Source organism: Longimicrobium sp., assembly GCF_036387355.1.
GTDB lineage: Bacteria > Gemmatimonadota > Gemmatimonadetes > Longimicrobiales > Longimicrobiaceae > Longimicrobium.
In genome coordinates this window covers 1-15,720 of record NZ_DASVTX010000502.1, presented here as the reverse complement: position 1 = coordinate 15,720, position 15,720 = coordinate 1, and the positions used below count along the sequence as shown (strand labels likewise).

Genomic DNA, 15,720 nt, shown 5'->3' with positions numbered 1-15,720 from the left:
AAGGTGGAGGACCGCGAGCGCAAGGAAAAGGAGATCGAGGGCCGCCAGAAGGTCATTGCGCAGCAGCAGCAGTTCGTGGACCGCTTCAAGGCCAAGGCCAGCAAGGCCCGCCAGGCCCAGAGCAAGCTGCGGATGATCGAGAAGCAGCGCGACCAGCTGGAAGAGCTGCCCGGCAGTTCGCGGCGATACCCCAAGTTCCGCTTCGTGCAGCGGCGGCCCAGCGGCAAGGACGTGGTGCGCGTCAAGGGGATCCGCAAGGCGTTCGGCGACAAGGAGGTGCTGCCGGGCGTGGACCTGGCGGTGCAGCGCGGCGACCGGCTGGTCATCATGGGGCCCAACGGCATCGGCAAGTCCACGCTGCTCAAGATCCTCATGGGCGACCTGCGGCCCGACGAGGGCGGCGTGGAGTGGGGGTACGAGACGCACCCCGGCTACTTCGCCCAGGACCACCACGAGCAGTTGGGCGAGTCGGAGCGCACGGCCGAGCAGTGGCTGTGGGACTACTGCCCCGGCAAGGACCGCGGGTTCGTGCGCGGCCACCTGGGGATGATGCTGTTCAGCGGCGACGACGGCGAAAAGCGGCTCAGCGCGCTGAGCGGCGGCGAGGCGGCGCGGCTGGTGTTCAGCCGGCTGGCGCTGGAGCAGCCCAACGTGCTGGTGCTGGATGAGCCCACCAACCACCTGGACCTGGAAAGCATCGAGGCGCTGGTGGCGGGGCTGCAGACGTACGACGGCACGCTGATCCTGGTGAGCCACGACCGGTGGTTCGTGGGGCAGCTGGCCACGCGCGTAGTGGAGATCAGCCCCAAGGGGATCCGCGACTTTCAGGGCACCTACCAGGAGTACGTGCACTCCTGCGGCGACGACCACCTGGACGCCGACACGGTCGTGCTCAAGGCCAAGCGCGAAGACAAGAAGGCCAAGCGGGAGACGGCCGGCGCGCGCTGAAGCGATCGCGAAAAACAGAACCAGAGAGCCCGCCCGGATCGTGTCCGGGCGGGCTCTCTGGTTCACGGGCAGCTCGTTCCCGCCGCGGAACCGTTGTCGCGGAGAAGCAGGTAAAAGAGGCGCCGGGCCGCATCCAGCCGGGCGTAGTGGACAACGTCGTGGCTTTCCAGACTCATGAATACCTTGGGCGTTCCGGAGAAATCCAGCCGGTGCACGGTGTAGCGGGTGCCCTGCTGAAACGTGCGGCTTGCAATGGTGCAGAAATCCTCCCGGGTGCGCCCGAGCGTGGTGGAGCCGAAGTACCGCGCTCCCAGGCCCCCTTTGCTGATGGCGTAGTCATGCTCGTTCTGGCCGACCACCACCATTCTTTGGGAAGGGGCCGGAACCGGCTGAACTCTGGCAGGGAAGTCCTTTCCTGCAATGGCGGGTACGATCATGCCCACGCGGAGGTCAGCCGGGAGGCCGCGCCCCGCGTACGGTCCGCTCCAAACCGCATGGACCGCCACCATCCCGCCCAGGCTGTGGGTGACAATCCGGATGGGCGCCCTCTTTCCGAGACGCGACAGGATGCCGTAAAGGGTCTCCCCGACACGGGGCGCGTTCTGCCGGCTTCTTGCCCAGGCGGCCGCCGTCCCCGTGAGCACGCCCGCGTGCCCGTCCCAGTACACCTCAAGAAAGCGCACGGACGAATCGGCGTCCCGCGCCCGGGCCTCCAGCCCGGCAAAGCCCGGCCCTGCGGCGACGGAATTGAACCCGTGTACCAGAACCACCAGCGGCCCCGGGGCATCTACGCTGCGGGCCACCTGGTCTGCCAGCGCGTCTTGGACGGCGCTCCACGCGCGCCGGAACTCACGGTGGGTCACTCCGTAGCCGAACTTGAGCGCATCGAACTCCGCCTGAGCCCCGCGCTGGCTGTAATAAGTCTCCAGATCGCCCGCGCGCCTCAGCCGGCCCGCATCGATGTTGATGCTGCGGGGATAGATGTCGCCGTTCCTGTCGATGTAGACTCGTTCGACCCCTGCGGGGCTGGGCTTGCGGACCGACTCTCCGAAGGTGACCGGCGCGTGCGTCATGTGCGCCAGCATATAGACGGTTCCCTGCGCCGCGCCGGGGCGTGCAGCAGTCAAAAGCGCGGGGATCAGCAGAAGCGAAACTTTGTTCATGTCTGCACTCCTATTGAGGTAGGACGACGGGCGGGGATCTCCGCGATCGGAGCGGTGGGAGAAAGGTTCACAGCCGGGTTCCAAGCGACCGCGGGGCGGCGCGTTTACCCGTGGCGGCGGGCGAACAGGTTGCCGGTCTGAAAGGAGAAGCGGGACACGTACGGCGCCCAGCGCACGAACGGATCGAGCGCCGTATCGGCCAGCAGCGGCGTCCGGGCGCGCTCCAGTTCCGCGAGGGCGGCCCGGAACTTGGCCCAGCAGCGAGGGTCCTCAGGCGGAGCCTCCAGCCCGTTGCAGAAGTCCCACCACGTGGAGGTGCCCGCCGCGTCGTTTTCGATGAGCGCCTGAAAGAGGGTGACGGCCTGCGTGGGAAAGCCGGTCACCACCCCCAGCAGCAGCGCGACGGCCGGGTACTCCGGGACGGTTCCGCCCGCTCCCAGGAACCGGTCTCGCTCGTCCGGGCTCAGGCTTCCGCGGATGAAGCGGTAGACGTTCACCAGCCGCTTGGCGCTCCGCGGCGACGGGATCAGCGGCGACAGGCGCTGCAGAAACTCGCGCTCGTCCGACGTGATCTGGAGGCCCTCCGCCGCATCGGCCGTGCTGTCGCCGAGGGGCGATTCGCCCGTTGCCATTGCTGCCCGCTGGCCGCCCTCCGCATCACCCGCCTGCTTGTCCGGACCGACAATCCGGGTGCGCGTGCCCACCGAGACCAGTTCCCGGGGCGGGCCCACGGCCGTCCGCACCGGCCCGGCGGTGCTCCCTTCCTCGGTGATGACGGGGCTCTCCTGCGCCTCCCGCCGGGTGGCCGTGCTCTCCTGCGCAACCGGGGAGATCGACGTGATGGCCTCCGGAGACGCGGCAACGGCGACCCGCGGGATGACCGGGGACGTGGGGCGGTACAGGTCCAACCCTTCGCCGTCGTCGCCGGCCTCCTCTTCCGGGTCGCCTTCCATGGGGATCAATCCCTGGATGAGGCTGGCGTAGCCGTCGGAGTTCATGGGGCGCAGCGTGAACGGAATCTGAAAGATCTTCTCGAGATAGTTCTGCGGGGTGGAAGCCCAGTCGTTCTCATCCTCCTCCCCCTGCGCGCCCCGGCCGCCTCGGGGCTCATCGCCGCCGGACAGCAGCTCCGAATAGTGGCTCCGGACGGACCGCAGCAGCCAGCGCGAATCCACGCCCACGACCACGACGAAGAGCGGAAAGGCGAGCAGCAGGTGCACCGCCTGCAGCACCTCCACGACGCGCTGCTCGGGGCACCGGTCCAGGTCGTCGATGTACAGAATGATGCGCTCCACCGCGGGCACCTCGCCGTCGGCCGACGTCCCCGCCTCCTGCAGCAGGGTGCTCAGCCGCTCGAAGTCGTTGCGGATCAGCGCGACGATCCCCAGGTGGCGGCGGTAGTCGGCGGTGGCGCTGCGCTCGGCGATGAACCGGTGCAGCCGGCGCCCGGCCTGGATCTCCTCCAGTTCTTCCTGCGCCTTGTGCACCTGCCGCACGGCCGCGTCGTGCGCTTCCACAGCGGCCTGCTCCTCGGCTTCCAGGTGCTGCAGGCGCCTTCGTGCTTCGCTGCGCGGCTTTTCCTCATCTTCCATGACCTGGGCGGCCAGTTCCCCCGCCTTGCCGCGGATCTGGCGCGCCTCCGCCGCCGCCTTCCGGATCTTCATGGAGAGCGGGCGCAGATACCCCGCCCACTGGATGCCCAGCGCAGACACCGCGGCGCCCGCCGCGGCCAGGCTCCGCACCGCGCCGCTGTCCTGCGCCCAGCCCGCCGCGCGCCACGCCACGTACGCCGCTGCCAGGATGGCGAGCGTGAACAGGCCGGTGATGAGCAGGCGCCGGCGGTCGCCGCCCTTGCCGCTCATTACCTGGAGCAGGGCGCGAACCCGGTCCATGCGGGTGTTCAGCCGGTCCGCCCATGCTCGTTCCACCACGACGGAGCTGGGGATGCCGTAGCTTTCGGCGAGCTGCGCCAGCTTGCCCGTGACGGCGGGGTGGTCAACGGCGGCGCGAAGCACGTCAGGGCTGGCGCGCAGCACGGAACGCAGCCCGGCGCTCTGGGCGCGCACCTGCTCCATCTGATCGCGGGCGCGCCGGGTGGCATCTTCGGCGGCCACCTTCCGGCGTTCCGCGTCGCGGAGCACCGAGTGGTCGGCGGCCAGGCGGGAGAGAAGCTGCTCGCGCATGTGCGCGACGGACTGCTCTTTCCCCTTCAGGTGTTCCGCCAGACCGTCAAAGACGCCGGTAACCAGACTGGCCCACAGGTTGGCGTCCATGTAATGCCACGCGTTGAACGTGATCTGCACGATCCGCGAGTGGAACGCCTCGGAACCGGGAACCTTCTGCTCCGCGTCGCTCGCGTGCTTGCGGATGCGCAGAAACATGCGCCGCATGAAGAAGCTCTTTCCCGTCCCCCAGTCGCCGAACAGCCCCACCGAGAGCGGCGGCTTAAGTTGCCGGGACGCGAGCACGGCCGCGAGCGCGTTCACCTCGGCGGTGATGCTCAGCTTGTCGTGCCCGGTAGGCGCGTCGCGGTCCATGAAGGCGGCCGGCGCCTCCTTGTGCAGGCCGATCGCCGCGGGCGCGGCCGCGAGCAGTTCGAGCCACACCGCCACGTTCTCTCCTGAACCTGCCTGCCGTAAGACCGAAAGCAGCCGCGACCGGAACGCCTGGACGGATATGCCGAGCTGGCCCAGATGTTCAGCCAGCCCGCGTTGTGCAGGTTCATACGTCACGGTCGCGGCCAGCAGGTGCCGCATGGCGGTGTAGCGGGTCTGCGTATCGCCGCGAGGAACTACATCATGCGCGATCTCCATCGCTCGCGCACCGATGTCGTAGAGAAGCTGGGATCCCGGGATTGAGGCTCGACGCGATTCGGTAAACGCCGTATCCGGGAGCAGGGCGAGACCGAGTGTCCCCAACCGTAACAGATCGTCGTCCTGCTTCCCCCCGCGCGACAATACTTCGACCACGAGGTCCGCGGTGTTGGCGTATTCCGGCCGTCTGAGTGCATGCAATGCAGCGAACCCCTCCAGCAGAGCCACGGCGGGAGGGAGCGTTTGCTTTCGGCGCCACGCGTAATCCAGAAGCGCGCGCGCATACGACATCACCTGGGCCGCGGTCGGCGTCGGCTCTGGACTGGCTGGCATCGGCCAGTCGTCGCCTATCCAGATGCCGCGTTCCCGCGAGCGCGGCAAGCTTTCCGGCTCCCCGCTCGCGTCGGCCACAGCGTCGTCGGAGGCTATGGCAACAGAGGCGGAAGATTCGGACAGATCACCATCCAGATCCTCCGCGGCTGATGATGGCGGCCGGCTGCTGGCGCCCCGCTTTCTTGCCGCGCGGACACTCGGGGGTGCAGAAGAGGTGCGGGACGCGCGGATGACGTCAGTCAGTTCGTGGATGGTGACGGGGCCCAGGAAACCCGTAGGCGGAAGATTCCGCTGTCCTTGAAAGGCCGAGATGGCCGCGATGTATGCGGGATTTTCCTGTCCGTCGATCTCTCCGTCATACAAGTCGATCGTGGAGAACGCCGCCTGCACCTCTCGAACAAACAGCGGCCGGAGCTGATCCAGCAGAAATCCCGCATTCTCCCCGTGCAGCATGGACCGGGAGCTGAAAGTGACCGAGGGCTCGGTGCTCCCTGACAACTCCGCGCGGTCTGCTGGACCGTTCACCTTCCCCACCGCCCAGAGCGGGGCCAACGGAGCCTGGTCGCGGGCAGCATTCAGAAAAGCAACCACTTCGCCCATCGTCCACAGGGAATCTTCGACGTCGATGACGATTCCCGTGAACGCGTTGATTGTCAGCCGGTCCAGAAGCCCTGGCCACGTCTCGTGATGGACGATCGTCGCGTTCTCCCGCGACGAGGCCGCGCGCTGCAGTCCCTCGGCCTCGGATCCGCTGTGTACGAGGAGGATGCGCTCTTCGAAGGTGGACATGGAAGGACGATAGGGAGGCGGGGAGGCACCTCCTGGGTGGAGGCGGCGGGCAGGCCGGAGGAAGGGAGGGAGAACCGGCGGGAAGCAATAAGCAGGATCGTTCGCGGGGACACAAGTGTTGTCTGCCCCGCAGCCTTTCGTCCTCGCGCCAAAGCGATCAGCGGGGGCACCCCTTGACGGGGGGTGTTACATTGTTGCCAGCGAGTTCACCGCATCCCATACCGGAGGTCGGGGTTTGTCAGGGATCGATTTTCAGGCCGAGATGGCCGCGTCGCTCAAGCGGCGTTCCGTTGAAACCGCCCGCGTGCTCCGCGAAGCCCGCGCGCAGGCCATCCGCACCTCCCTTCGCCCCGGGCCCACGCGGCTCGAAGTCGAGGAGTGCGCCGCCAGCCTCTACCCCCGCCTTGCGCCGGAGCTTCTGGCCGAAGCGGTGGAACTGGTCTGCGAGCGCAACGGCTCCCGCTGACGGGTTGATCGTTCGGTGAAAAAGGCCCCGCATCCACCCGGATGCGGGGCCTTTTCTTTGTCGCGGGATCATGGTCGGGCGTGGCGCCGCTCTTCTGATCCGCCGATCGCGCGATCACCAGCTCGCCTGGCAGGTCTCGTGGCGCACCGTAAGCGGCAGGCCATTGCACTGGAACAGGATGAGTACCGCCGCGGCCAGCGCCCGCCGCGTGCCTTCCGGCAGCGCCGCGGGAATGCGCACGCGCCCTTCCGCGTCCAGCTGTGCGAACGTCGCGATCCCGTCCGGGCCGGCGAAGTGAACGCCGCGCACCAGCAGCCCCTCCGTTTCCGCCGCGCCCGGCAGCGAGCCCGTCAGGTGCAGGGCGATGCTGTCGCCGCCCACCAGGGCGCCGCTGAACCCGCCCTCGCCCGTACGCGCCAGGTGCAGCCGCCACGGCTGCGTCGCATCGGCCAGGCGGATGCGGCAGTCCAGGGTGGAGCGAAAGCGCTGTGAGCGCGTCAGCCACTCCACGCCCGCCCCGCCCAGCCCTGGCCGGACGCGCGTCCAGCTCTCGTTGTCGCAGTCCACCCCCGCCGCGCGGCTTCCCGCATCCGTCACGGAGAACGCAAACGACTGGCGCCGCGTCCACTCCTCCGCCGCGCCCTGCGTCACCACGGCGGAATCCGCCGGGCCGCGCCGCAGCTCATCCATCGCGTACGGGCCAAAGCGGACGCGGCGGCCCGGCATCCACCCCTGCACGCCCTTCACGCTCATCTCCGGAACGCTGGCCAGCTCCGCCGGAACCTCCCCGGCCGGCGTGCTCCCCACCGTCACGGTGCAGGCGACCGGCATCAGGACGGCGGCCGCGAGAAAGGTCGTGCGGATCAGCCTGCTCATCGGCGCATCATCCAGCGATCAATGGGTTGGCGGGTGCTTGCGGCTCCCGGATGCACGACGTCCCGCACCGGGGAGCGGAACGTCGAGGATACCACGAGGCCGGCGCAGCCGGCAACTCAGGCAAAGGCGGCCTGGCCCCTGGCGTCCACCCGGGGGGTTCCGGTTCCGGCACGGATTGCGCCCGGTGCGGCTCCGTGCGTTCCCGGCGGGCGGCGGGCGTGGTATCATTCCCCTCCGCCACGAGCGGCGAGGGCGCGGCACGCGGCGGCCGGCCCGCTGATCGGCAATTCGGGACAGAGGTCATGGATTCACAGATGGTGCTGGAGATCGTGGGATACGTGGCGAGCGTGCTGGTCGCCATTTCGCTGATGATGAGCAGCATCCTGCGGCTGCGGCTGATCAACCTGGTGGGGTCGGCCGCGTTCACGGTGTACGGCGTGCTGATCCACGCGTATCCGGTGGCGGTGGTGAACCTGATCATCGTGTTCATCAACCTGTACTACCTGCGGCAGATGCTGGGCTCGCGGGAGTACTTCAAGCTGCTGCAGGTGCGGCCCGACTCGGAGTACCTGCGCTACTTTCTGGACTTTCACCGCGACGAGATCCAGCGCTTTCTCCCCGGCTTTTCGCACACGCCGGGCGAGGGGCAGCTCACGTTCTTCGTGCTGCGCGACATGGTGCCGGCGGGGCTGTTCATCGGCGAGCGGCAGCACGATGGCGGGCTGCTGGTGCTTCTGGACTTCGTGATCCCGCAGTTCCGCGACTTCAAGACGGGGCGCTACCTGTTCCGCGATCAGGCGGAGTTCTTCCGCACGCTGGGGGTCACGGAAATCCGCAGCGATCCCGGCAGCAAGGTGCACGCGGACTACCTGCGGCGCATGGGGTTCATCCCCGGCGCCACCAGCGGGCTGTACCGCCTCCCCATCGGCTGACGGCATGAGCGCCCCTTCCCTGCTCCTTCGCTCCACGCGCACGGTGCTGCCGGACGGCGTGCGCGCCGCGGCGGTGCGCGTGCTCGGTGAACGGATCGCGTCGGTGGAGGCGTGGGACGCGCCCGCGAACGGCGCGGAAGTGGTGGACGCGGGCGACGCGGTGCTCATGCCCGGGCTGGTGGACACGCACGTGCACGCCAACGAGCCCGGCCGCACGGAGTGGGAAGGGTTCGCCACCGCCACCCGCGCCGCCGCCGCGGGCGGAGTGACGACATTCGTCGAGATGCCGCTGAACAGCATCCCCGCAACCACTTCGGTGGATGGACTGCGGCAGAAGCTGGATGCGGCGCAGGGCCGATGCTCTGTCGATGTCGGCTTCTGGGGCGGCGTGGTGCCGGGGAACGCGGACGATCTGCGCCCGCTGTGGGAGGCGGGCGTGTTCGGCTTCAAGTGCTTCCTTTCCCCCAGCGGCGTGGACGAGTTCGGCAACGTGGGCGAGGCGGACCTGCGCGCCGCCATGCCCATCCTCGCCGACCTCGGCGCGCCGCTCCTGGTGCACGCGGAGTGGCCGGCGGTGCTGGACGCGGTTCCGCCACCATCCGCCCACGACGACCCGCGCCGCTACGTGACCTACCTCCGCTCGCGCCCGGCGGAGGCGGAAACGGAAGCGATCCGGGTGATGATCGCGCTCTGCCGCGAGTTCGGGACGCGCGTGCACATCGTCCATCTCGCCACGGAGCAGGCCCTGCCGCTTCTGCGCGCCGCGCGGGCGGAGGGGCTGCCCATCACGGCGGAAAGCTGCCCGCACTACCTGCACTTTGCCGCGGAGCGCATTCCGGATGGCGCCACCGAGTACAAGTGCGCGCCGCCCATCCGCGGTGAACGGACGCGCGCCGCGCTGTGGGAGGCGCTTCTCGCCGGCGACGTGCAGATGGTGGCGTCGGACCACTCGCCCTGCCCGCCAGCCATGAAGGGGATGGCCGCGGGCGACTGGTTCGCCGCGTGGGGCGGCATCACGTCGCTGCAGTTGGGCCTGCCGGTGACGTGGACGGAGGCGCGGGCGCGCGGCGCGGGCCCGGAGCGGCTGGCGGAGTGGATGAGCGCCGCCCCAGCCCGGCTCGCGGGGTTGGACGACCGCAAGGGCGCCATCGCCCCCGGTCGCGACGCGGACCTGGTGGTGTGGGAGCCGGACGCGGCGTTCACGGTGGACGCGGAGGTGCTGCAGCACCGGCACCCGGTGACGCCGTACGCGGGGGGCGTCTTTTGCGGCGTGGTGCGCTCGACGTACGTTCGGGGGCAGCGCGTGTACCACGACGGCCGCTTCGCGGATGAACCGGCCGGACGCACCCTTCTTCGCGATCGCGGATGACGGACTTTGAGGATCTGCCGGACCTGGCGAGCGAGCGGCTGGGCGGTGCCGTGCTGGCGGCGAACGATGAGTTCTTTGCGCCCAAGGAAGGGCTGCTGAAGCCCGGGCCCGCGGAGTGGCGCGAGGGCGAGTACACGGAGCGCGGCAAGTGGATGGACGGCTGGGAAACCCGCCGCCACTCGCCGGACCACGACTGGGCGATCATTCGCCTGGGCGCGCCGGGAATGGTGCGCGGCGTGGTGGTGGACACCAGCTTCTTTCGCGGCAACTATCCCGAGGCGTGCTCGCTGGAGGCGGCTTCCGTACCGGGCACGCCGTCGCTGGAGCAGCTGGCGTCCGCGTCGTGGCGCGAAATCCTCCCCCGCTCGCCGCTGCAGGGCGACCATCGCAACACGTTCGCGGCGGACTCCGGGGAGCGGGTGACGCACCTGCGGCTGCACATTTATCCGGACGGCGGGGTGGCGCGGCTGCGGGTGCACGGCGAAGTCATGCCGGCGTGGACGCGGTTCGCGCGGGGCGGCGGCGAGGTGGACCTGGCGGCGCTGGAGAACGGCGGATGGGTGGTGTCGTGCAGCGACATGTTCTTTGGGCACCGGCAGAACCTGATCCTGCCCGGGCGGTCGCTGTTCATGGGCGATGGATGGGAGACGCGGCGCCGCCGCGGGCCGGGGTACGACTGGAGCATCATTCGGCTGGCCGCACCGGGCGCCATCCACCGCATTGAGCTGGACACGGACCACTTCAAGGGCAACCCGCCGGAGCGGTGCACGCTGGAGGCGATTCACCTTCCGGGTGCCACGGCGGAGCAGCTTCGGGCGCCCGACGCGCCGTGGACGCCGCTGCTGGCCGAGTCGCGCCTGCAGCCCCACGCCCGGCACCGCTACGAGGACGAGGTGCTGCCCGCGGGCACGGCGACGCACGTGCGCCTCAACATCTTTCCGGATGGCGGCGTGGCGCGCCTGCGGCTGTGGGGAACGCTGGCGGAGGCGGCGCGGTGAGCGGGCTGACTCGGCTGAACGCCCTCCCGGTGGATGACGCCGAGCGCGACCTGCTCACCTGCTGCGGCTCTCGTGCGTGGGCGCGTGCGATGGCGGACGCGCGCCCGTTTGCCAGCGAGGACGCGCTGCTGCGGCGCGCGGACGAGGCGTGGTGGGCGCTGGGCGAGGACGATTGGCGCGAGGCGTTCCGCAGCCATCCCAAAATCGGCGAAAAGAAGGCGGAGGCGGGGCAGACGGACCGGGAGCGTGCGTGGTCATCCGGCGAGCAGGCGGGGATGCAGAGCGCGGCGGAGGCGACGCAGGCCGCGCTGGCGGCGGGGAACCGCGAGTACGAGACGCGCTTCGGGTTCATCTACATCGTGTGCGCCACCGGCAAGTCGGCGGATGAGATGCTGGCGATCCTCACCGCGCGCCTGGGCAACGATGCGGATGCGGAGATCCGCGTCGCGGCGGAGGAGCAGCGGAAGATCACGCGCATCCGGCTGCAGAAGCTGCTGGCGGGGTGATTGCCGGGGCCGGGCTGAGCGGATGAATCCGCCGCAACACCGGGGGAAAGTCTCCCGAAACAGACGGGGAGACTTCACCTGCACGGGGGGTGGTTGTTGAAGTTCTGCCCTCGTGCTTCCGCTTCCGGCCGGGACGGGTGCGGGGAGGGTCCGCTCGCAGCGCGACGCCGTTCCCGCCGACGCCCTCCTGAGCGGATGAATTCGCCGCATGGACGGCAACAAACCGCGGGCGTAGTTCCGTGCGGCGCCCGGAGTTGGAACGGGCGGAAAGTAGATCCTTCGTCGGCGCCCGAGGCCGGCGCGGCGGAAGATCCGTCCGGCGCCTCCTCAGGATGACAAGTTCTTTGCCTGACATCGGTTACTCTCCGTCCAAGGCACCGTCGTGACCGATGCGCGCAGGAACGCCCGATGCAGTCCGCGGAGGCGGACTTCGTGTTTCTCGAGGCGCGGTTTCAACCGCCGGGCCGGAGCCGCGCCGGGCCTGCGATCCCATCCGCGGATCTTACATCCACCTCACCCGCACGCCCGACGATGAGCGCCATCACCACGCACGTTCTGGACACCTCGCGCGGACGGCCGGCGCAGAACGTGGGCATCGTGCTGGAGCGCGTGGACGCGAACGGAGCGGCGATCCTGGCCCGCGGGGCCACTGACGACGACGGTCGCCTGCGCACCCTGCTCCCCGCTGGCGAGCCGCCGCAGCCGGGCACGTACCGCCTCACCTTTGCGACCGGCGCGTACTTCGCCGCGCTCGGGGTGCAGGCGTTCTATCCCGAGGTCGCCATCCTGTTCGAGGTACGCGCGGCCGACGAGCACTACCACGTGCCGCTGCTGCTGAACCCGTTCGGCTACTCCACCTACCGCGGAAGCTGACGCATGCCGCCCCGCCCGCACCGCCGCCCCGCATGAGCCCCGCACTTCGCGAACTGCTGGACCTGGTGTTCCGCTGGATGCACGTGATCGCCGGGATCATGTGGATCGGAAACTCCATGCTGTGGAACTGGCTCGACCGCAACCTGCAGCCGTCCAAAACCGGGAAGCCCGGCATTCAGGGCGAGATCTGGCTGCTGCACAGCGGCGGGTTCTACTTCATGGAAAAGGACCTGAGCGGATGGGACCGCGACCGTCCGCTGCACTGGTTCAAGTGGCAGGCGTACACCACCTGGCTCACCGGCGCGGCGCTGCTCATCGTGGTCTACTACGCCAGCGGCGGCGCGCTCCTCATCGATCCCGCCGTGGCCAGGCTCACCCCCGCGCAGGCGGTCGCCATTGCCGCGGGCACCATCGTGCTCGCGTGGCTGGCGTACGACCTGTTGCTCGGACGGCTCATTTCGCGGATGGGGCGGATGGGCGCGGTGCTGGGCCTGGCCCTGGTCCTTGGGGTGGCGTACGGGCTGACGCACCTGCTGAGCGGGCGCGCCGCGTTTCTGCACGTGGGCGCCATGCTGGGCACGCTGATGGCGGGCAACGTGTTCCGCGTCATCATGCCGTCGCAGCGGGCGCTGGTTGCGGCGGTGGAGCGCGGCGACACGCCGGAGATGGCGCTGGCCAAGCGCGCCAAGGAAAGGTCCATCCACAACAACTACATGACCTTTCCCGTCATCGTGCTGATGGTGAGCAGCCACTTCAGCGACGTGTACTCGCACCGCCACAGCTGGGTTCTGCTCGGCATCCTGGTGCTGGGCGGGGCTACGGCGCGGCACATTCTGAACGTGCGCTTCGGCTGGCCGCGCTGGAAGCCGGCGCTGGCCGCCACCTTTGCCGCCACGCTGGGCGCCCTCGCGCTCTTCACCGTGCGCCCCGCGCAGTCGTCCGCGCGCGCCTCGGCGGATGCGGGTGGAACGGTGACGTTCGCGCAGGCCAACGCCGTCATCCAGAAGCGCTGCGCCGTGTGCCACTCCGCGGACGCGGCAGACCGCACCTTCGGGCCGGCGCCGGCGGGCGTGGCCTTCGATTCTCCGGAGCAGATCATTGCCCGCGCCGAGCGCATCCGCACCCGCGCGGTAGAGACGAAGACGATGCCTCCCGCCAACAAGACGCACATCAGCGAGGAGGAGCGCGCCCTGCTGGGCCGCTGGATCGCCCAGGGCGGCCGCCCGGAGTAGGTCCCCGGCATCTTCGGTTTGCTCGCGCCCCCTGAGTGGACGGGATGGACAAAGCCGTCCGTCCGTGTATCTTGGAAGAGCGTTCCTGCACGCTCTCTCGGAACCCGGTGGTGGTCAGATGGAGCCCGATTTCGTTGTCCGCTCGCCGAACGGGCAGATCCTGCTCGCGGTCGAGGTGAAGAATCGCCCGCACGCGAGCCCCCAATGGGCTGCGGAACTGCGCCGCAACCTGATCGTGAACGGCGTTCTTCCCCGTGCGCCCTACTTTCTGCTCGCGTTGCCGGACCGCTTTCTTCTCTGGAAGCAGCGGTACGGGGCGGAGGCGGTGCCGCCCGATTACCAGGCCGACGCGGAGCAGGTGCTGCGCCCCTTTACCGATTCCCTGCGGCGGCCACTGAGCAGTCTGAGCAGCGACGGCTTCAACATGCTCGTGGGGCTCTGGCTGGACGACCTCGTTCACAAGCTCCCGGAACACCAGGCGAACTGGCTGGCCGCATCAGGCCTGGGAGACAGGCTTCGCGACGCGGTCGTCAGTTCACCGAGGGCGGCGTGATTGTCTACGCGGAGTCCAACTTCCTGCTGGAACTCGCGTACTTGCAGGAAGAACACGAGGCATGTGAGCAGATTCTGGCGCTTGCGGAGGCGGGCCGAGTGCAGCTACGCATTCCGGCGTTCTGCGCCATCGAAGCACGGATGAGCCTTGCGCGGCGCGTCTCGGAGCGGAAGCAGTTTTCCGTAGCTCTGCTCCGGCAGATTCGCGAGCTTGCGCGCTCCAAGCCTCACTCTGCGCTCCCCGACCAGAGCAGCGGACTCACGTCTGCGCTGATCGCCAGCGGCGAGGAGGAACGAAAGAGGCTGGACGCCGCCCTCGCCCGGATCACCAGCCCCGACACCATCCTCCCGACCACCTCCGCGGTACTTGGACGCGCGGAAGCGGCCCAGGCGCGCTACGAACTCTCGCCGCAGGACGCGCTCGTGTACGCCTCCGTGGCTGTGCATGCGGAGCGCACGCCCGATCCGGCCGCCTGCTTTCTGACCCGAAATTCCAAGGACTTCGCCGATCCAGAGATCAGAGAGGAACTCGCTCGCGCCGGATGCAAACTGCTGTTCTCGTTCAGCGACGGCCTCGGGTACGCAAACCGGCCAGGTGCGTCGCCCCTGCCCTGACCCCTCGCTGGATCGCGGAACGCCGGTGCGGCTCGATCATCCAGGTACTGCGGCGGATCCACCGCCGGTCGGAAGCAACGGCGGAAGCTTCACCAGCCGAGACCGGAAGGTGAGAATGGTGAGCGAACATGATGTCATCGAAAGCTCCGGGAACGTCTTTGCCGACCTCGGCCGGCCGGACGCAGAGGAGCGCAACGCCAAGGCGGCGATCTCCCGCCTGATCGCGTGTGAGATCGAGGCGCGCGGGCTGACGCAGGTACAGGCGGCGGAGCTTCTGGACACAACGCAGCCCAAGATCTCGTCGCTGGTGCGGGGGAACCTGTCCGGCTTCTCCATGGATCGGCTTTTCCGATTCCTGACGGCGCTGGGGATGGACGTGCGCGTGGAGGTGGGACGGGCGGCGAACCCGCGACACGGGCGCGTTCTGGTCGGGCACTCCTGAGCCGCCGCCCGGCTCGGCACGCGGCCTGCCTCGTGATCGGCGGAGCAGGCGCCTACCCACCCGGAGACCGTTCATGGAACCGCAGAACAACCGTTCGCTCGGGCTCAAAAAGGCCATCAACGTGCACCGCGAGGCCGAAGCCGCGCTCGCCGACCTGATCGCCAACACCCCCGGCCCGCAGGACGCCGAACTGCTGGAGCGCATTCAGGCCAACCTCGCGGTGCTGCAGGCCGAGTCGGAGATGGAATCGGCCACGCTGTCCTGAGCGCGACCCTCCCGCGAAACACACGGCAGGCCCGCTCACGAGAGCGGGCCTGTCGTTTTGATCCACCGAAACTCTCGGCGGACCAACCGATCAGCGGCGGCGCTGCATGCAGACGCGCCAGCAGCAGCGTCCCCACCAAGCCCGGCAGGCCGCTCCACGACTCGGATTCCATCCCCCCACTCCTTCCCGGAAAAGCAGCGATCCGCCAGCGGGTCCCGCGTCGTGTATCTCTGCCGATCAACCTCGCCCCCCGTGGACGGACAGCGTTGCGGTGGGCTGCCGCGCCGCCGCTCGCCGTTCGCCCGGGCGCGGCTTGCCGATGCGGTCGACCGCCGCGGACGGGGCTCGCCCGCACTGTTCTTGCGACGCAGATTGGACAGCGGGGCACAGGATCTTGATCAACACGTGACAGAGGACGGCAGATGCGGACTTCGAGGGCAGCGCTCGTGTTCACCCTGGCGGCCGTGGCGGGCTCCGCGGCGTGCTACGGCGCGCGCGGCGCCTCAGCGGACGAGGCCCTTCCGCCCGCGGAGGCCGCCGTTCGCGCC

Annotated in this window: 15 protein-coding genes and 1 pseudogene; 12 read left to right on the top strand and 4 right to left on the bottom strand. The window is 69.2% G+C overall.

Annotated elements, in window-relative coordinates; genetic code table 11:
* The coding region (locus VF665_RS21775) for an ABC-F family ATP-binding cassette domain-containing protein (RefSeq protein WP_331055579.1) at positions 1–948 on the top strand (948 nt) is incomplete at its 5' end.
* Positions 949–1,010: 62 nt separating this feature from the next.
* Here VF665_RS21775 and VF665_RS21770 read toward each other — a convergent pair.
* The 3 genes and pseudogenes from VF665_RS21770 to VF665_RS26030 form a co-directional block, all read right to left on the bottom strand.
* Positions 1,011–2,111: a hypothetical protein gene (locus VF665_RS21770; RefSeq protein ID WP_331055578.1), complete on the bottom strand. Its 1,101-nt coding sequence runs from the start codon at positions 2,109–2,111 to the stop codon at positions 1,011–1,013.
* Positions 2,112–2,215: 104 nt separating this feature from the next.
* Positions 2,216–4,924, bottom strand: a complete 2,709-nt coding sequence (locus VF665_RS21765; protein ID WP_331055577.1) for a P-loop NTPase fold protein — start codon at positions 4,922–4,924, stop codon at positions 2,216–2,218.
* A 594-nt stretch (positions 4,925–5,518) separates the two neighbouring features.
* Positions 5,519–5,710, bottom strand: a pseudogene (locus tag VF665_RS26030) (peptidoglycan-binding domain-containing protein); the annotation flags it as partial.
* 571 nt (positions 5,711–6,281) lie between these two features.
* Here VF665_RS26030 and VF665_RS21760 point away from each other — a divergent pair.
* Positions 6,282–6,512, top strand: a complete 231-nt coding sequence (locus VF665_RS21760; protein ID WP_331055576.1) for a hypothetical protein — start codon at positions 6,282–6,284, stop codon at positions 6,510–6,512.
* A 114-nt stretch (positions 6,513–6,626) separates the two neighbouring features.
* Here VF665_RS21760 and VF665_RS21755 read toward each other — a convergent pair whose 3' ends face one another.
* Positions 6,627–7,388: a hypothetical protein gene (locus tag VF665_RS21755; RefSeq protein WP_331055575.1), complete on the bottom strand. Its 762-nt coding sequence runs from the start codon at positions 7,386–7,388 to the stop codon at positions 6,627–6,629.
* Positions 7,389–7,690: 302 nt separating this feature from the next.
* Between VF665_RS21755 and VF665_RS21750 the strand changes: the two genes are divergently transcribed.
* From VF665_RS21750 to VF665_RS21705, 10 genes are all read left to right on the top strand, one after another.
* Positions 7,691–8,320: a hypothetical protein gene (locus VF665_RS21750; protein WP_331055574.1), complete on the top strand. Its 630-nt coding sequence runs from the start codon at positions 7,691–7,693 to the stop codon at positions 8,318–8,320.
* A 4-nt stretch (positions 8,321–8,324) separates the two neighbouring features.
* Entirely contained in the window at positions 8,325–9,689 is a 1,365-nt protein-coding gene (allB, locus tag VF665_RS21745) for an allantoinase AllB (RefSeq protein ID WP_331055573.1), read from the top strand.
* Positions 9,686–10,687, top strand: a complete 1,002-nt coding sequence (alc, locus tag VF665_RS21740) for an allantoicase (protein WP_331055572.1) — start codon at positions 9,686–9,688, stop codon at positions 10,685–10,687. The genes allB and alc overlap by 4 nt, the downstream gene beginning before the upstream one ends.
* Positions 10,684–11,193: a 2-oxo-4-hydroxy-4-carboxy-5-ureidoimidazoline decarboxylase gene (uraD, locus tag VF665_RS21735; protein ID WP_331055571.1), complete on the top strand. Its 510-nt coding sequence runs from the start codon at positions 10,684–10,686 to the stop codon at positions 11,191–11,193. The genes alc and uraD overlap by 4 nt, the downstream gene beginning before the upstream one ends.
* A 531-nt stretch (positions 11,194–11,724) precedes the next feature.
* Positions 11,725–12,066 (top strand): hydroxyisourate hydrolase, encoded by a 342-nt coding sequence (gene uraH / locus VF665_RS21730; protein WP_331055570.1) that lies wholly within the window; start codon positions 11,725–11,727, stop codon positions 12,064–12,066.
* 32 nt (positions 12,067–12,098) lie between these two features.
* The gene (locus VF665_RS21725) at positions 12,099–13,298 is read left to right on the top strand and encodes a urate hydroxylase PuuD (protein WP_331055569.1); all 1,200 of its coding nucleotides are present in this window, start codon (positions 12,099–12,101) and stop codon (positions 13,296–13,298) included.
* Between the two features lie 118 nt (positions 13,299–13,416).
* Complete coding sequence (locus VF665_RS21720; RefSeq protein ID WP_331055568.1) at positions 13,417–13,851, top strand: hypothetical protein; 435 nt, start codon at positions 13,417–13,419, stop codon at positions 13,849–13,851.
* The gene (locus VF665_RS21715) at positions 13,848–14,465 is read left to right on the top strand and encodes a PIN domain-containing protein (protein WP_331055567.1); all 618 of its coding nucleotides are present in this window, start codon (positions 13,848–13,850) and stop codon (positions 14,463–14,465) included. The genes VF665_RS21720 and VF665_RS21715 overlap by 4 nt, the downstream gene beginning before the upstream one ends.
* A 115-nt stretch (positions 14,466–14,580) precedes the next feature.
* A complete protein-coding gene (locus tag VF665_RS21710) occupies positions 14,581–14,907 on the top strand; it encodes a helix-turn-helix transcriptional regulator (RefSeq protein WP_349263161.1) in 327 nt (108 codons plus the stop codon).
* Between the two features lie 73 nt (positions 14,908–14,980).
* Positions 14,981–15,172, top strand: a complete 192-nt coding sequence (locus VF665_RS21705; RefSeq protein WP_331055565.1) for a hypothetical protein — start codon at positions 14,981–14,983, stop codon at positions 15,170–15,172.
* The last annotated feature ends 548 nt before the right edge of the window (positions 15,173–15,720 follow it).

Excerpts from the sequence above, each read along its gene's own strand:
- VF665_RS21710 (WP_349263161.1), top strand. The coding sequence starts at position 14,581 with ATGGTGAGCGAACATGATGTCATCGAAAGCTCCGGGAACGTCTTTGCC.
- VF665_RS21750 (WP_331055574.1), top strand. The coding sequence starts at position 7,691 with ATGGATTCACAGATGGTGCTGGAGATCGTGGGATACGTGGCGAGCGTG.
- VF665_RS21755 (WP_331055575.1), bottom strand. The coding sequence starts at position 7,388 with ATGAGCAGGCTGATCCGCACGACCTTTCTCGCGGCCGCCGTCCTGATG.
- alc (WP_331055572.1), top strand. The coding sequence starts at position 9,686 with ATGACGGACTTTGAGGATCTGCCGGACCTGGCGAGCGAGCGGCTGGGC.
- VF665_RS21725 (WP_331055569.1), top strand. The coding sequence starts at position 12,099 with ATGAGCCCCGCACTTCGCGAACTGCTGGACCTGGTGTTCCGCTGGATG.
- uraH (WP_331055570.1), top strand. The coding sequence starts at position 11,725 with ATGAGCGCCATCACCACGCACGTTCTGGACACCTCGCGCGGACGGCCG.
- VF665_RS21720 (WP_331055568.1), top strand. The coding sequence starts at position 13,417 with ATGGAGCCCGATTTCGTTGTCCGCTCGCCGAACGGGCAGATCCTGCTC.
- VF665_RS21705 (WP_331055565.1), top strand. The coding sequence starts at position 14,981 with ATGGAACCGCAGAACAACCGTTCGCTCGGGCTCAAAAAGGCCATCAAC.
- VF665_RS21770 (WP_331055578.1), bottom strand. The coding sequence starts at position 2,111 with ATGAACAAAGTTTCGCTTCTGCTGATCCCCGCGCTTTTGACTGCTGCA.
- VF665_RS21765 (WP_331055577.1), bottom strand. The coding sequence starts at position 4,924 with ATGGAGATCGCGCATGATGTAGTTCCTCGCGGCGATACGCAGACCCGC.
- allB (WP_331055573.1), top strand. The coding sequence starts at position 8,325 with ATGAGCGCCCCTTCCCTGCTCCTTCGCTCCACGCGCACGGTGCTGCCG.